13 protein-coding genes are annotated in these 14,055 nt (G+C 51.8%); 10 read left to right on the forward strand and 3 right to left on the reverse strand.

What is annotated here, in order from left to right:
• Positions 1-4 precede the first annotated feature (4 nt).
• The 6 genes from sucC to O3660_RS08685 all read left to right on the forward strand — a co-directional run bounded on the left by sucC (position 5) and on the right by O3660_RS08685 (position 4,555).
• Positions 5-1,225 (forward strand): ADP-forming succinate--CoA ligase subunit beta, encoded by a 1,221-nt coding sequence (gene sucC / locus O3660_RS08660; RefSeq protein ID WP_307818390.1) that lies wholly within the window; start codon positions 5-7, stop codon positions 1,223-1,225.
• Between the two features lie 10 nt (positions 1,226-1,235).
• Positions 1,236-2,126: a succinate--CoA ligase subunit alpha gene (gene sucD / locus O3660_RS08665; RefSeq protein ID WP_002221113.1), complete on the forward strand. Its 891-nt coding sequence runs from the start codon at positions 1,236-1,238 to the stop codon at positions 2,124-2,126.
• A gap of 192 nt (positions 2,127-2,318) precedes the next feature.
• Positions 2,319-2,753: a YqjD family protein gene (locus tag O3660_RS08670; RefSeq protein WP_003686098.1), complete on the forward strand. Its 435-nt coding sequence runs from the start codon at positions 2,319-2,321 to the stop codon at positions 2,751-2,753.
• 109 nt (positions 2,754-2,862) lie between these two features.
• Complete coding sequence (locus O3660_RS08675) at positions 2,863-3,270, forward strand: phage holin family protein (protein WP_003686138.1); 408 nt, start codon at positions 2,863-2,865, stop codon at positions 3,268-3,270.
• The gene (locus O3660_RS08680; protein WP_003686076.1) at positions 3,251-3,517 is read left to right on the forward strand and encodes a hypothetical protein; all 267 of its coding nucleotides are present in this window, start codon (positions 3,251-3,253) and stop codon (positions 3,515-3,517) included. Before O3660_RS08675 ends, O3660_RS08680 begins: the two co-directional genes overlap by 20 nt.
• Before the next feature lie 225 nt (positions 3,518-3,742).
• Entirely contained in the window at positions 3,743-4,555 is an 813-nt protein-coding gene (locus O3660_RS08685; RefSeq protein WP_049352724.1) for a phosphatidylserine decarboxylase, read from the forward strand.
• Between the two features lie 84 nt (positions 4,556-4,639).
• Here O3660_RS08685 and znuD read toward each other — a convergent pair whose 3' ends face one another.
• The 3 genes from znuD to O3660_RS08700 form a co-directional block, all read right to left on the reverse strand.
• A complete protein-coding gene (gene znuD / locus O3660_RS08690) occupies positions 4,640-6,928 on the reverse strand; it encodes a TonB-dependent zinc receptor ZnuD (protein WP_371464843.1) in 2,289 nt (762 codons plus the stop codon).
• Positions 6,929-7,147: 219 nt separating this feature from the next.
• Positions 7,148-7,630, reverse strand: a complete 483-nt coding sequence (locus tag O3660_RS08695) for a cupin domain-containing protein (RefSeq protein ID WP_049352720.1) — start codon at positions 7,628-7,630, stop codon at positions 7,148-7,150.
• 101 nt (positions 7,631-7,731) lie between these two features.
• Positions 7,732-9,141, reverse strand: a complete 1,410-nt coding sequence (locus O3660_RS08700) for a leucyl aminopeptidase (protein WP_049352718.1) — start codon at positions 9,139-9,141, stop codon at positions 7,732-7,734.
• Between the two features lie 158 nt (positions 9,142-9,299).
• On the opposite strand from O3660_RS08700, the gene lptF reads away from it, so the two are divergent.
• The 4 genes from lptF to hflX all read left to right on the forward strand — a co-directional run bounded on the left by lptF (position 9,300) and on the right by hflX (position 14,027).
• Positions 9,300-10,415: an LPS export ABC transporter permease LptF gene (gene lptF / locus O3660_RS08705; protein WP_004519285.1), complete on the forward strand. Its 1,116-nt coding sequence runs from the start codon at positions 9,300-9,302 to the stop codon at positions 10,413-10,415.
• Entirely contained in the window at positions 10,412-11,482 is a 1,071-nt protein-coding gene (gene lptG, locus O3660_RS08710) for an LPS export ABC transporter permease LptG (protein ID WP_371464845.1), read from the forward strand. The genes lptF and lptG overlap by 4 nt, the downstream gene beginning before the upstream one ends.
• A 119-nt stretch (positions 11,483-11,601) precedes the next feature.
• Positions 11,602-12,822 carry a glycosyltransferase gene (locus O3660_RS08715; protein WP_318250611.1) on the forward strand — a complete coding sequence of 407 codons (1,221 nt, stop codon included), beginning with the start codon at positions 11,602-11,604 and terminating at the stop codon, positions 12,820-12,822.
• Positions 12,823-12,866: 44 nt separating this feature from the next.
• Positions 12,867-14,027, forward strand: a complete 1,161-nt coding sequence (gene hflX, locus O3660_RS08720; RefSeq protein WP_049352714.1) for a GTPase HflX — start codon at positions 12,867-12,869, stop codon at positions 14,025-14,027.
• The last annotated feature ends 28 nt before the right edge of the window (positions 14,028-14,055 follow it).

A 14,055-nucleotide genomic window follows, 5' to 3' on the forward strand; every position in this document is an offset into this window, starting at 1 on the left:
AAATATGGGATTGGCCGCAGGGCGATTCCTAAAACCCACTCACCTTAAGGAGAAATCCATGAATTTACACGAGTATCAGGCTAAAGAACTGCTGGCTAGCTACGGTTTGCCCGTACAAGGCGGTATTTTGGCACACAACGGCGAAGAAGCCGCTGCAGCTTACGACAAATTGGGCGGCAAATTCGCTGTTGTCAAAGCACAAGTACACGCCGGCGGCCGCGGTAAAGCGGGCGGCGTAAAAGTCGTTAAAAGCCGCGAAGAAGCTAAAGAAGTGGCTGAAAGCCTGATTGGCACCAACTTGGTAACTTATCAAACCGATGCCAACGGCCAACCTGTCAACAGCGTTTTGGTTTGCGAAGACATGTATCCGGTTCAAACCGAGCTGTACTTGGGCGCAGTGGTTGACCGTTCTACCCGCCGCGTTACATTCATGGCTTCTACCGAAGGCGGCGTGGAAATCGAAAAAGTTGCTGCCGAAACTCCAGAAAAAATCTTCAAAGTAACCGTTGATCCGCTGGTCGGCCTGCAACCTTGCCAAGCTCGCGAAGTTGCCTTCCAACTGGGCTTGAAAGACAAACAAATCAACGAGTTCGTCAAACTGATGACCGGCGCGTACAAAGCGTTTGTCGAAAACGACTTCGCCCTGTTTGAAGTAAATCCATTGGCAGTCCGTGAAAACGGCGACTTGGCCTGTGTGGACGGCAAAATCGGTATCGACAGCAACGCGCTCTACCGCCTGCCGAAAATTGCCGCTTTGCGCGACAAATCTCAAGAAAACGAACGTGAGCTGAAAGCTTCCGAATTCGACCTGAACTATGTTGCCCTGGAAGGCAACATCGGCTGTATGGTTAACGGTGCCGGTTTGGCGATGGCCACTATGGACATCATCAAACTCAAAGGCGGCCAACCTGCCAACTTCTTGGACGTTGGCGGCGGCGCAACCAAAGACCGCGTGGTTGAAGCGTTCAAACTGATTCTGGAAGACAAATCCGTTAAAGGCGTATTGATCAACATCTTCGGCGGTATCGTACGTTGCGACATGATTGCGGAAGCCATCGTGGCAGCCGTTAAAGAAATCAACGTCAACGTTCCTGTCGTTGTTCGTTTGGAAGGTAACAACGCCGAACTCGGCGCGAAAATCCTGAACGAATCAGGTCTGAAACTGACTTCTGCAGACGGCCTGAATGACGCAGCCGAAAAAATTGTTGCAGCCGTAAACGCCTAAGGAGAAAAGAATGAGCGTATTGATTAATAAAGACACCAAAGTATTGGTTCAAGGTTTCACCGGTAAAAACGGTACTTTCCACTCCGAACAAGCTCTGGCTTACGGCACTAAAGTTGTCGGCGGCGTTACTCCGGGCAAAGGCGGTCAAACCCACCTGAACCTGCCTGTGTTCAACACCATGAAAGAAGCGGTTAAAGAAACCGGCGCGGACGCATCCGTAATTTACGTTCCCGCTCCGTTTGTGTTGGACTCTATCGTTGAAGCCGTTGATTCCGGCGTAGGCTTGGTGGTTGTGATTACCGAAGGCGTACCGACTCTGGACATGCTCAAAGCCAAACGCTATCTGGAAACCAACGGCAACGGTACCCGCTTGGTCGGTCCTAACTGCCCGGGCGTGATTACTCCGGGCGAGTGCAAAATCGGCATTATGCCGGGCCACATCCATACTCCCGGCCGTATCGGCATCATTTCCCGTTCCGGTACATTGACTTACGAAGCCGTGGCACAAACCACCAAACTGGGCTTGGGTCAATCAACCTGTATCGGTATCGGCGGCGACCCGATTCCGGGTATGAACCAAATCGACGCGCTGAAACTCTTCCAAGAAGACCCAGATACCGACGCCATCATCATGATCGGTGAAATCGGCGGTACTGCGGAAGAAGAAGCAGCCGAATACATCCAATCCAACGTAACCAAACCTGTTGTAGGTTACATTGCTGGTGTTACCGCTCCTAAAGGCAAACGTATGGGCCACGCCGGTGCGATTATCTCTGGTGGTAAAGGTACTGCGGAAGAAAAATTCGCCGCTTTTGAAAAAGCTGGCATCGCCTACACCCGCAGCCCTGCCGAGTTGGGCACTACCATGCTGGAAGTGTTGAAAGCAAAAGGTTTGGCATAAGACTTAAGTCTTTAAGCTGAATTGAAAAGGCCGTCTGAAGTTTTCAGACGGCCTTTTTTAAATTCCATTTAGTCATTTTCAGAATAAGCACTTAATTTAATTTAAATTAACGTTTATTTCGAAATAAACGGTTATAATTTATTAACAGATAAACAGTCTGTAACCATATCAACCTATATCAAGGAGAAAAGCATGAAAAAACACGATTTTGAAGCACGTCGCGAGGCTTTGCTGAAAGACATCCGAGAAGTGATGGATGATGTGGAAGAATTGTACCGCAATGGTGTTGAAGCCGGTTCGGAAGAGGGCAGCAAAGCCCGAGCCAAATTGGAAGAAAAATTGGCTGTGGCCAAAGAGCGTTTGAGCCGTTTTGAAGAAGAGGCCGGCGAGCGTTTGCGCCATCATGCCGAGCGTGCGCGTGAAAAATACGAGCAGTTTGAAGAGGCGGCTCAGGAGCGTTTGAAAGAAGGCAAAGAGCGTTTTGCCGAATTTGAAGCCGATGCTGGTGCGCGTTTGAAACGCGGTGCCAAACACGCTGATGAAGTGGTGCATGAAAAACCATACTATGCGATGGGTTTTGCCGCATTGGCCGGTTTGGTTGTCGGTGTGTTGTTGAACCGCCGTTAATGCGAATATGTTAAGGCCGTCTGAACAGGCGTGCACATGAAATCATGGATTTCATTGCGCTGTGCAGACGGCCTTAGCCTTATGTTTTCCTGAAAAAAGGATAGTTAAGATGGGAATTCGCCAGCGTTTTGAACATGGCAAGGCTTTGTTGAATCAGGGCGTGGATTTGCTGCTGCTGCGTTTGCAGGTATTGAGCTTGGATTTGACGCGTCAGGCGGAGAATGTGTTCCGGTTGGCGATTTGGCTGGTGTTGTCCGGCGCGCTGTTGATGGTGGGCTTGGTCGGTTTACTGTTCGGTTTGAACCGCGTGCTGTCGGATGTGGCGGCGTTGTGGGTATTTTTCGGCATTTTCTTCGTGAGCCTGCTGATTATTGCCGTATTGTTCCGTAAAGTATCGGCAGATTATCGGGAGCAGGGCAGTCGTGTGGCTGAAACTTTGCAGGATATTCGATCGGACATTGCGTATTTGCGCGGTGAGATAGACAAGGATGCGGACGATGAAGCAACAGGAGTATGAAGAAGCGCGCGAGTTACTGCTTTTGGAAGCCAAGCTGGTGCGGCTGCGGATTGAAGCGGAAAATTTGAAACTGCGTAAAGCGGAAGAAAGTAATGCTCGGCAGACTAATCGTTTGGTGATGTTGGCCGATGTGGCATATCAGTTGAGCCAAACGCGTTTATTGTCTCAACGTGCTTTGTTTTCTACATCGCGCCGTCGGCATTGGATTTGGCTGGTATTGGCTGTCATACTGGGCTTGTCGAGATAACCGAGGGCAGAGGTTTGGTCAAAATGATATTTGCGGCGGGTTGTTGGCTCGTGTGAGCCGCTTGTTGAGGACGCTGCGTCATTGTGTTGTCGAAGCTGAAACTTTATCTATGTTGAGTATTTTTTACAAAAGACACCGGCCGTCTGAACATTTCAGACGGCCTCAATGTTTGGAGTTTCAGATATAATGGCGGCAATTTTGAAATTATTAAATGAAGGATAAGTGATGAACCGTTTGTATCCCCACCCGATTATCGCCCGTGAGGGCTGGCCGATTATCGGCGGCGGTTTGGCTTTGAGCCTGCTGGTGTCGATGTGTTGCGGCTGGTGGTCTTTGCCGTTTTGGGTGTTTACCGTATTTGCCCTGCAGTTTTTCCGCGATCCTGCGCGTGAAATTCCGCTAAATCCTGAAGCGGTGTTGAGCCCGGTTGACGGCCGTATCGTGGTGGTTGAGCGCGCACGCGATCCGTATCGTGATGTCGATGCTTTGAAAATCAGTATTTTTATGAACGTGTTCAATGTGCATTCGCAAAAATCGCCTGCCGATTGTACGGTAACGAAAGTGGTCTATAACAAAGGTAAATTCGTGAATGCGGATTTGGACAAAGCCAGCACGGAAAATGAACGCAATGCGGTTTTGGCGACTACGGCTTCTGGTCGTGAAATTACCTTTGTTCAAGTGGCCGGCTTGGTGGCGCGCCGTATTTTGTGCTACACCCAAGCAGGTGCGAAACTGTCTCGCGGTGAACGCTATGGCTTTATCCGATTCGGTTCGCGCGTGGATATGTATCTGCCTGTCGATGCTCAGGCGCAAGTGGCGATTGGTGATAAAGTTACCGGCGTCAGCACTGTATTGGCGCGTTTGCCGCTGACTGCGCCGCAAACTGAATCTGAGCCTAAAGCCGCAGCTCCACAAGCTGCACCAGCTTCACAAGCGGCTCCGGCTGAAACAGTGGCAAACCTATCTACCGAACAACAGCAAATCGAAGCAGCGGCGGCTAAGATTCAAGCGGCTGTGCAAGATGTGTTGAAAGATTAATTGCCGGTTTTGAATGATTGGTTAAAACAAGAAAAAGGTTTTCAGACGGCCGTCTGAAAACCTTTTTTGTTTGCCTATCCAATTTTAAAACTTCACATTTACGCCGCCGGTAAAGCTGCGGCCCATTTGCGGCGTATCAGAGAGGAAGCTGCTATGGGCGTAAACGGATTGGTTGAGCAGATTGTCGGCTTTGACATACCAATTCCACTCGCCATAGCGCGTATTGCGGCGGTAGTTTGCGCCGAGGTTGAGCATATGGTGTCCGGGCGTGCGTGTTTCGTAGCGGGCGAGTTTGTTTTGGGCGAACACGCGGTAGTAGTCCAAATTGGCATCGATACGGTCGGTCAGCGAGGCTTTCAGGTGGAAGCCGAGGCGCGCAGCCGGAACGCGAGGCGCGTTTTGGTCGTCCTGTGCGATGAAAGGACGGTTACCGTAAGCATCTTCCCTGCCGGGTAGGGAAGGCAGGTTTTTCAGACGGCCTCGTACATAGTCGCCGGAAACGCCGATGCGGTAGCGCGGTGTCGGTTTGAAGTAGATTTCGCCTTCCGCGCCGTAGAAGTCGGCGCCGGATTGGTTGTAGCGCACGAGCTTCATTTCGCTGTCGTCTTCGATGGATTTGGGGCCACGTCCGTCGTTTAAGGTTTGGGCGTAAATGTAGTTGCCGAAACGGTTGCGGTAGAGTGCCAGATTGTATTGCCAGCGGTCGCCTTCGTAGCCCAGCGCGAGTTCGATATTGTTGGAACGCTCTTTGTTGAGGTGGTTGTTGCCGACTTCAAAGGTGTTGGTGGCAACGTGTTTGCCGTGTGCGTACAGTTCTTGCGTTGACGGCAGGCGTTCCTGATGGGAGGCGGTCAGGCTGAGTTTGTGGTGTGGCGTGAAATACCAGTTGCCCGAAAGTGCGAACGAGCGGGCGGTTTGGCGGTGCGCACCGAGGTCAGGCAGGGGTTGGTTGTAGTAGTTTTCTCGATCAATCAATGCTTTGTCGTACTGGATGGAGGCTTTTTGTTTTTCCACGCGTACGCCGCCTTCAAGCGTGAAGTTGTCCCAGTTTGCCTGTTCTACACCGAAAAAGCTGTAATGGCGCACATTGTTGTCAATCAACATCGGTTGTTGGACGGTTTCGGGAATGGCGGAAAGCGCGCTGGATTTTTGTCCCAAATATTGTACGCCCCAGCTGCCTTTCAGACGGCCTATGGGTTGGTGGCGTAACTCGATACGGGCGTTGTGTGTTTTATTGTTGAAGAAGTTTTCTACTGCATCGCCTGCTTTTTCGTCGTGGTGGTAGTCATTGCGGTTCAGGTGTACGCGCAGGGCTTCAAAACCGGGGAACGGTTGCTTCCATTCGGCGCGGAGTTCGTAGCGTTTGTTGCGCAGGTCTATCCACGGTTTGCCGTTGTGGACATGGGTGTGTGCATTATCATCGTCGTGGAAACCGCAGCTCAAACCCGGATTGTCGTAATCGACGTCTTCTTCGGTCAAGAGGTGCGGATAAAGCTGCAAATAGCGTTTGTTAATCAAACTTTTCTGCCAGATGATGTCGGCGTGGCAGTCGTCGTAGAGATGGCTGTGGGCAGGCAGGCCGTAGCGGTCGCGACGGTCGCTGTACGCCACGCCGAGGAAACCTTTATCCCCAACCCAAGACAGGCCGATGCTGCCTGTTTTTGAATCGGCATGGCTGTCGGGCAGTCGTTTCAGACGGCCTTCTTCTTTTTGATAGCGCGGTACAGCGTAATCGCCTGATTTGCGGTACAAGCCTTCAGTATGCAGCACGAAGTTGTTGCCCAAGCCGATATTGATGCCTGCGGATGTCAGTTTTTCCAAATTGCCGCTGCTCAAACGTAATCCGGCTTCGCCCGATACGCCGTTTTCAGGCATTTTTTCGGGGATTTTCCCATCGGCAACATCGACCAAACCGGCTACATTGCCCGAGCTGTACAAGAGCGTAACCGGACCGCGCAGGATTTCGACTTGTTGCGACAAGGCGCTGTCCACCATCAAGGCATGGTCGGGCGAGAAGTCCGCCATGTCGCCCGTTTCGCCATGATGGTTTAACACTTTAATTCGTCTGCCTGTTTGACCGCGAATAACGGGAGCGGACGCGCCGCCGCCGTATTGCGAGGCATGAATGCCCGGTACGCCGTCTAAAGCATCGCCTAAGTTGACGGCTTTTTGGCGCAAGGTATCGCCGGAGATGATTTTGTCGGAGGCGGTCGAAGTGTGCAAAAGCCCCGATGTGGCGCGCGGACGGCTTTTGCTGACGACGGTAACCTCGTCCAAGTCAACCGACTGCTCAGTTTCATGCGCTTGGGAGAGGATAGGGGTGCTGATTAAAAGAATAGATAAAACAATGGGCTTGAGTGTGGTTTGTGTCATTTTAGTTTCTCATCATATTTTGAAAGGCTGTTATTATATAACATTACATCATTTATATGATAAGATTTTTGAGAAAAAAAGGCCGTCTGAAAACGAAGCGTGGTTTTCAGACGGCCTTTAGCTTGTATGTGGGTTTAAATGAAAACGGAACAATCTCTCTGCTGCCGGGTTTGGGTAAGGCAGAAAGTCATGGCAGATTGTTTGCTTTCATTGAAAGCATTACTTGGTTTCGGCGGCTTTAGCGCCAGCGGTCTCTGCAATCAAATCTAAGAATACCAACGGCTTTTTGCCGATATTTTTGAGCGCGTGGGACTGGCCGGGGCGGGCGATAGTGATGTCGCCGGCGCCGACTTCGGTTTGTTTGCCTTCGCTATCGGTAAACAGGCCTTTGCCGGATACGATGATGTAAACGTCTTCATTGCCGGTATGTTTGTGTTGGCCGATGGAAGCGCCAGGCGGTAATGTGAGCCAGCCGATTTCTTTGAATGCGTCTTGGTCGGCGGTTTGATGGCGCGTGAAGGCAAAGTTGCCAAGCAACGGGCCTTGACCTCCGGCTGCGTTTTCGCGGTTCCATTCTGCTAAGTCGGTTTTTTTGTACACTTGGATGCTGCGGTCGGTGGGGGTGGTTTGTTCGGCAGCTTGAGCGCTTATGGATGTGCCGAGCAGAAGGGCGACGGATAATGCGGCAAATAGTGGTTTCATGGTGGTTCTCCGTTTGTCAGGTTGAGTCAGATAATGCGGATTCCGTTTTCAGACGGCCTGCGGGGTTGAAATGTGTAACCCCGCAGGCTTCCTCCCAAGATTTATTTCACATTGCGCAGATAGTTCAACAATAAAGGAACAGGGCGGCCGGTCGCGCCTTTTTCACCGCCGGATTTCCATGCGGTACCTGCGATGTCGAGGTGTGCCCATGGATAGTCTTCGGTAAAGTAGGACAGGAATGTTGCGGCGGTAATCGTGCCTGCACCCGGCGTGCCGATGTTGGGGATGTCGGCGAAATTGGATTTGAGTTGGTCTTTGTAGGTCTCAAAGAGCGGCAGTTGCCATGCTTTGTCGTCCACGTTGTGAGAGGCGGCGAGCAGGCTGTCAACCAAATCCTGATTGTTGCCCATCACGCCGCTGACGTCATGACCCAAGGCGATGATGCACGCGCCGGTCAGGGTGGCGACGTCGATAACGGCTTTGGGTTTGAATTGTTCGGCGTAAGTGAGCGCATCACATAAAATCAGACGGCCTTCGGCATCGGTGTTCAACACTTCGATGGTCAAGCCTTTCATGCTTTTCACGACGTCGCCCGGTTTGTTAGCCGCGCCGGAAGGCATGTTTTCACAAGTGGCGACGATGGCAATCAGGTTGATCGGCAGTTGCAGTTTGACGGCGGCGCAGAAGGTACTGATGACGGTTGCCGCGCCGCACATATCGAACTTCATTTCGTCCATGTTCAGGCCGGGTTTGAGGGAAATGCCGCCGGTGTCGAAGGTAATGCCTTTGCCGACCAATACCACAGGCGCGGCTTCTTTGTCGGACGCACCGAAATAGCTCAGTTCGACCAAATATGGGTCTTCGACGCTGCCTTTGGCGACAGACCAGAACGAACCCATGTTTTCTTTGATGTAGTCTTTTTCAATAATTTTGGCGTGTGCGCCCAATTTTTCGGCTTCGGCTTTGGCGGTACGCGCGAGGAATTCAGGCGTGCATTCGTTGGGCGCGGCATTGCCCAAGTCGCGGCAGAGGCTTTGCCCGTAAACTTGCGCTTCGGCAACGCGCAGGGCTTCTTTGACGGCGGCTTCGTGTGCGCTGTGGAACACGGCTTCTGCAAATTTGGCCGGTTTGGCTTCTTTTTTGTAGCGGTCGAAACGGTAGGTGGCATTGCCGAACGCAATCGCAAACGCTCCGGCAACGTCTGCGGCTTGCGCTTCATCGAAAGCATGAACGTCCACATTGACCGTTTCTTGATTTTGCGCCCATTTGGCGGCTTCGGCGGCGGCTTTGTTCAACGCGGCGCGGTCGGTTTTAGCGAGGCGGGCGACGGCAATGGCTTGCAAACCGTTGTCCGTCGGGATTTTGGTGTCGGCGAAATTTTGACCTTCTTCAAGGGAAGCGAAGAGGGCGAGGGCAGTCGGGTTGCTCAGTTGCGATGCTTCGGCGCAGACAAATAATTGCGCACCTGCCTGTTGAGCCTGCAAAGTTTCGGCTTTTGTGCTAAATTTCACGTTTATTCTCCTGATTGGAACGGTTGTCGGTTGTTCAGACGGCCTGTTGACCAACCGTCCGAACAGATGAAAATCATTGTACTCCATTTGTGTCATGCCGTCTGAAGCCTTATTAATAAATATAGGTTTCCCATAAACCGTATACCACGCTCAATCTTATGATTTACCAAAGAAACTTTATTAAAGAACTTTCCTTTACCGCTGTCGGCATCTTTGTCGTCCTCTTGGCGGTATTGGTGTCCACGCAGGCCATCAACCTGCTTGGCCGCGCAGCCGACGGGCGTGTCGCCATTGATGCCGTGTTGGCCTTAGTCGGCTTCTGGGTAATCGGCATGACCCCGCTTTTGCTGGTGTTGACCGCATTTATCAGTACGTTGACCGTATTGACCCGCTACTGGCGTGACAGCGAAATGTCGGTCTGGCTCTCCTGCGGATTGGCATTGAAACAATGGATACGCCCGGTCATGCAGTTTGCCGTGCCGTTTGCCATTTTGATTGCCGTCATGCAGCTTTGGGTGATGCCGTGGGCAGAGTTGCGCAGCCGCGAATATGCCGAAATCTTGAAGCAGAAGCAGGAATTGTCTTTGGTGGAAGCCGGCGAGTTCAATAGCTTGGGCAAGCGCAACGGCAGGGTTTATTTTGTCGAAACCTTCGATACCGAGTCCGGCATCATGAAAAACCTCTTCCTGCGTGAGCAGGACAAAAACGGCAACGACAACATCGTTTTTGCCAAAGAGGGCAATTTTTCGCTGACCGACAACAAACGCACGCTTGAATTGCGCGACGGCTACCGTTACAGCGGTACGCCCGGCAAAGCCGATTACAACCGCGTTTCTTTCCAACACCTCAGCCTGATTATCAGCACCACGCCCAAACTCATCGACCCTGTTTCACACCGCCGCACCATTCCGACTGCCCAACTGATTGGCAGCAGCAATCCCCAACACCAGGCGGAATTGATGTGGCGTATTTCCTTGACCGTCAGCGTTTTGTTGCTGTGCCTGCTTGCCGTGCCGCTTTCCTATTTCAATCCGCGTAGCGGCCATACCTACAATATCCTGATTGCCATCGGTCTATTTTTGGTTTACCAAAACGGACTGACCTTCCTGCGCAATGCTGTGGAAGACGGCAAAATCCATTTTTGGCTCGGACTGCTGCCTATGCACATCATCATGTTTGTGATTGCCGTCGTCCTGCTGCGCGTGCGCAGTATGCCTAGCCAACCCTTCTGGCAGGCAGTTGCCAAAAGTCTGACATTGAAAGGCGGAAAATGAACCTGATTTCACGTTACATCATCCGTCAAATGGCGGTTATGGCGGTTTACGCCCTCCTTGCCTTCCTCGCTTTGTACAGCTTTTTTGAAATCATCAACGAAGTCGGCGATCTTGGAAAAGGCAGCTATAACGGCACAAAATTGGGGCAGTATGTTTTCATGCAGATGCCTGCGCGCGCATATGAACTGATGCCGCTAGCTGTTTTGATCGGCGGCCTGATTTCCCTCAGCCAACTGGCTTCCGGCAGCGAGCTGACCGTTATCAAAGCCAGCGGCATGAGCACCAAAAAGCTGCTGTTGATTCTGTCGCAGTTCGGTTTGATTTTTGCCATTGCCACTGTCGCGCTTGGCGAATGGGTTGCCCCCACGCTGAGCCAAAAAGCCGAAAACATCAAAGCCGCCGCCATCAACGGCAAAATCAGTACCGGCAATACCGGCCTTTGGCTGAAAGAAAAAAACAGTATTATCAACGTGCGCGAAATGTTGCCCGACCATACGCTTTTGGGCATCAAAATTTGGCAGCGCAACGATAAAAACGAATTGACCCAAGCGGCAGAAGCAGAATCAGCCGTTTTGAATCCCGACGGCAGCTGGCAGCTGAAAAATATCCGCCGCAGCATATTGGGCGAAGATAAAGTCGAGGTTTCTACTACCGCCGAAGAAAACTGGCCGATTTCCGTCAAACGCAACCTGATGGATGTATTGCTCGTCAAGCCCGATCAAATGTCTGTCGGCGAATTGACCACCTACATCGACCATCTGGAAAAAAACAACCAAAATACCCAAGTCTATGCCATCGCATGGTGGCGCAAGCTGGTGTATCCCGTTGCCGCATGGGTGATGGCGCTTGTTGCCTTTGCCTTTACCCCGCAAACCACGCGCCACGGCAATATGGGCTTGAAACTTTTCGGTGGTATCTGCCTCGGTTTGCTGTTCCACTTTGCCGGACGGCTCTTTGGCTTTACCAGCCAATTGTACGGCGTGCCGCCGTTTTTGGCGGGCGCATTGCCGACGGTTTTGTTTGCACTGTTGGCGGTGTATCTGATACGTCGTCAGGAGAAAAGATAAGGCAAAATAAACTTCAGGCCGTCTGAAAGGCAATCTTCAGACGGCCTGAGTATTTTGTGTGCAAAAAACAAAATGCTAAAGTAAAATAATACCTTTCCAAACAAATGCGGCTATTGAAAATGTCCCAAACCATCTGCTTGAATATGATTGTCAAAAACGAAGCGGCAATCATCGAAGAAACACTGGCCAACATCACCGACCATATCAAACTTGACTACTATGTCATCAGCGACACCGGCTCGACCGATGATACCGTCGGCGTGATCCGCCACTTTTTCGATGCAAAGGGCATCGCAGGCGAGATTCATCATGATGGTTGGCAAAATTTTGCATACAACCGCAATCAGGCGTTGAAACACGCAAAAGACAAAACCGATTACGTGTTGATTTTTGATGCGGACGACCGCTTTGAAGGCAAATTGGAATTGCCCGAGCTGACCGCCGACCGTTACCGCCTCCGCATGAGAAATGCCATGGGCAGCGTGGTTTATTACCGTCCGCTGTTGTTGCGCAATGACGGCACATTCTACTGGCGCGGCGTGTTGCACGAGTTTATCGAAACCGACAAACAAGATACCAGCGAAGCCACGCTTCATGGCGACTATACGGTTCTCAGCGGCCGTTTTGGCGCGCGCAGCAATATGGCGAACAAATACCTGCTTGACGCTGTTTCTTTGGAAAAAGCGTTTTACAGCCCTGAAGATGAAGACCTGAAACCGCGTTACGCCTTTTATGCGGCACGTTCTTATTGGGACTCTGATATGCCCGAGCGTGCGAGCGAATGGTTTAAAAAACGCATCGAGTTGGGCGGTTGGATCGAGGAAGTGACGGTTTCTTACCAACAGCTGGGCGAGTGCTACAAATTAATGGGCAAACGCGATGAAGCCTTGGCGACTTGGCTGGCAGGCTACGATTACAACCCGCGCCGTGCCGAGTGCCTCTACCTTGCGCAAACCATGCTGCGTCAGGAAGGGAAATACCGCATTTCCCATGCAATCGGCCTGATGGCGAAACGTATCCCGTTCCCAACAGACGATATTCTTTTTGTCCAAAGCAATGTTTATCAGTTGGACATCGACTATGAATTGTCGGTTACCGCCTATGCGGCCGGCGATTTGCGTCAAGGCTACGAGTCTTGCCGCCACTTGCTCTTGCTTAATGTACGCGAGGCATTGACCACGGTAACCATGCAAAATATGTGGCTCTACCGCGAACACGCGCAAACCGAAACGCGTGAAGTGTTGGAGCAGCTGGTGGCCGTAATGCAGCCTTATGCCGCGCAGGGCGGACGTTTGGCAGAAGTGACCGAATATTTCGCCGATATTTTGAAAAACCGTTAATCGGCACTTTGACTCAGCCGTCAGGCCGTCTGAAAGGAAATTTTTTGAGCAAGCGCAATCTGTTTTCCGTCGATAAATCTTTGGAGCAGCCCGAACGCGTCCTCTTGGTCGGCGTAATGCTGACGGCGGACTATTCCAGCGCAAACGAAACGCGCGAGCGCGGCTTTCAGACGGCCTTGACCGAAGCGGCAGAATTGGTGAGTGCGGCCGGCGGCGATTTGGTTTCTATCGAAACTTCACGCCGTGACAAACCGCATCCGGCTTTGTTTGTCGGTACGGGCAAGGCGGAAGAGTTGGCGGCAGTGGTCAAGCAGCATGATGTCGGACTGGTCGTGTTCAACCACGAACTCACGCCGACACAAGAGCGTAATCTGGAAAAAGAGCTTCAATGCCGCGTCCTCGACAGAGTGGGTTTGATTTTGGCGATTTTCGCCAAACGCGCCCAGTCACAGGAAGGTAAGTTGCAGGTGGAGTTGGCCCAGTTGAACCATTTGAGCGGACGGCTGGTACGCGGTTATGGACACCTGCAAAGTCAGAAGGGCGGTATCGGCTTGAAAGGGCCGGGCGAAACCCAGTTGGAAACCGACCGCCGCTTAATCGGACAAAAAATCACGATATTGAAAAAACAGCTTGCCGATGTCCGCAAACAACGCGCCACGCGCCGCAAATCGCGTATGAGCGGCCGTCTGAAAACCTTTGCCATTGTCGGCTATACCAACGCCGGAAAATCCAGCCTGTTCAACCGTTTGACCAAAGCGGACGTATTGGCGAAAGACCAATTGTTCGCCACTTTGGATACCACTGCGCGTCGGCTTTTCCTGTCGCACGAGGCGAGCGTGATTTTGACCGATACCGTCGGCTTCGTCCGCGATTTGCCGCACAAGCTGGTGTCGGCGTTTTCCGCTACCTTGGAAGAGACGGCGATGGCGGATGTATTACTGCACGTCGTCGATGCGTCTAATCCCGATTTTGAACGGCAGATGGACGATGTCAACGAAGTCTTGGAAGAAATTGGCGCGCATGAAATTCCGCAATTGGTGGTGTACAACAAAATTGATTTGCTGCCGTCGGGTATACGTGAAGCAGGCATTTTGCGCGACAACTCTGGGCATGCCGTCGGCGTGAATGTTTCCGTTGCCGAAAGTTTGGGCTTGGACGGTTTGCGCGAAGCGATGATTGAATTGGCCGTACAGCCAAGTGCTTGATAGTATGGAATGAAACAAGGCCGTCTGA

The sequence above is a fragment of the Neisseria sp. 27098_8_139 genome, from assembly GCF_041433195.1.
GTDB lineage: Bacteria > Pseudomonadota > Gammaproteobacteria > Burkholderiales > Neisseriaceae > Neisseria > Neisseria subflava.

Bases quoted from the DNA above. Each gene is read 5' to 3' on its own strand.
- sucC (WP_307818390.1), top strand. From the start codon at position 5: ATGGGATTGGCCGCAGGGCGATTCCTAAAACCCACTCACCTTAAGGAG.
- O3660_RS08715 (WP_318250611.1), top strand. From the start codon at position 11,602: ATGTCCCAAACCATCTGCTTGAATATGATTGTCAAAAACGAAGCGGCA.
- lptF (WP_004519285.1), top strand. From the start codon at position 9,300: ATGATTTACCAAAGAAACTTTATTAAAGAACTTTCCTTTACCGCTGTC.
- sucD (WP_002221113.1), top strand. From the start codon at position 1,236: ATGAGCGTATTGATTAATAAAGACACCAAAGTATTGGTTCAAGGTTTC.
- O3660_RS08675 (WP_003686138.1), top strand. From the start codon at position 2,863: ATGGGAATTCGCCAGCGTTTTGAACATGGCAAGGCTTTGTTGAATCAG.
- O3660_RS08680 (WP_003686076.1), top strand. From the start codon at position 3,251: ATGAAGCAACAGGAGTATGAAGAAGCGCGCGAGTTACTGCTTTTGGAA.
- O3660_RS08695 (WP_049352720.1), bottom strand. From the start codon at position 7,630: ATGAAACCACTATTTGCCGCATTATCCGTCGCCCTTCTGCTCGGCACA.
- O3660_RS08670 (WP_003686098.1), top strand. From the start codon at position 2,319: ATGAAAAAACACGATTTTGAAGCACGTCGCGAGGCTTTGCTGAAAGAC.
- O3660_RS08685 (WP_049352724.1), top strand. From the start codon at position 3,743: ATGAACCGTTTGTATCCCCACCCGATTATCGCCCGTGAGGGCTGGCCG.
- znuD (WP_371464843.1), bottom strand. From the start codon at position 6,928: ATGACACAAACCACACTCAAGCCCATTGTTTTATCTATTCTTTTAATC.
- lptG (WP_371464845.1), top strand. From the start codon at position 10,412: ATGAACCTGATTTCACGTTACATCATCCGTCAAATGGCGGTTATGGCG.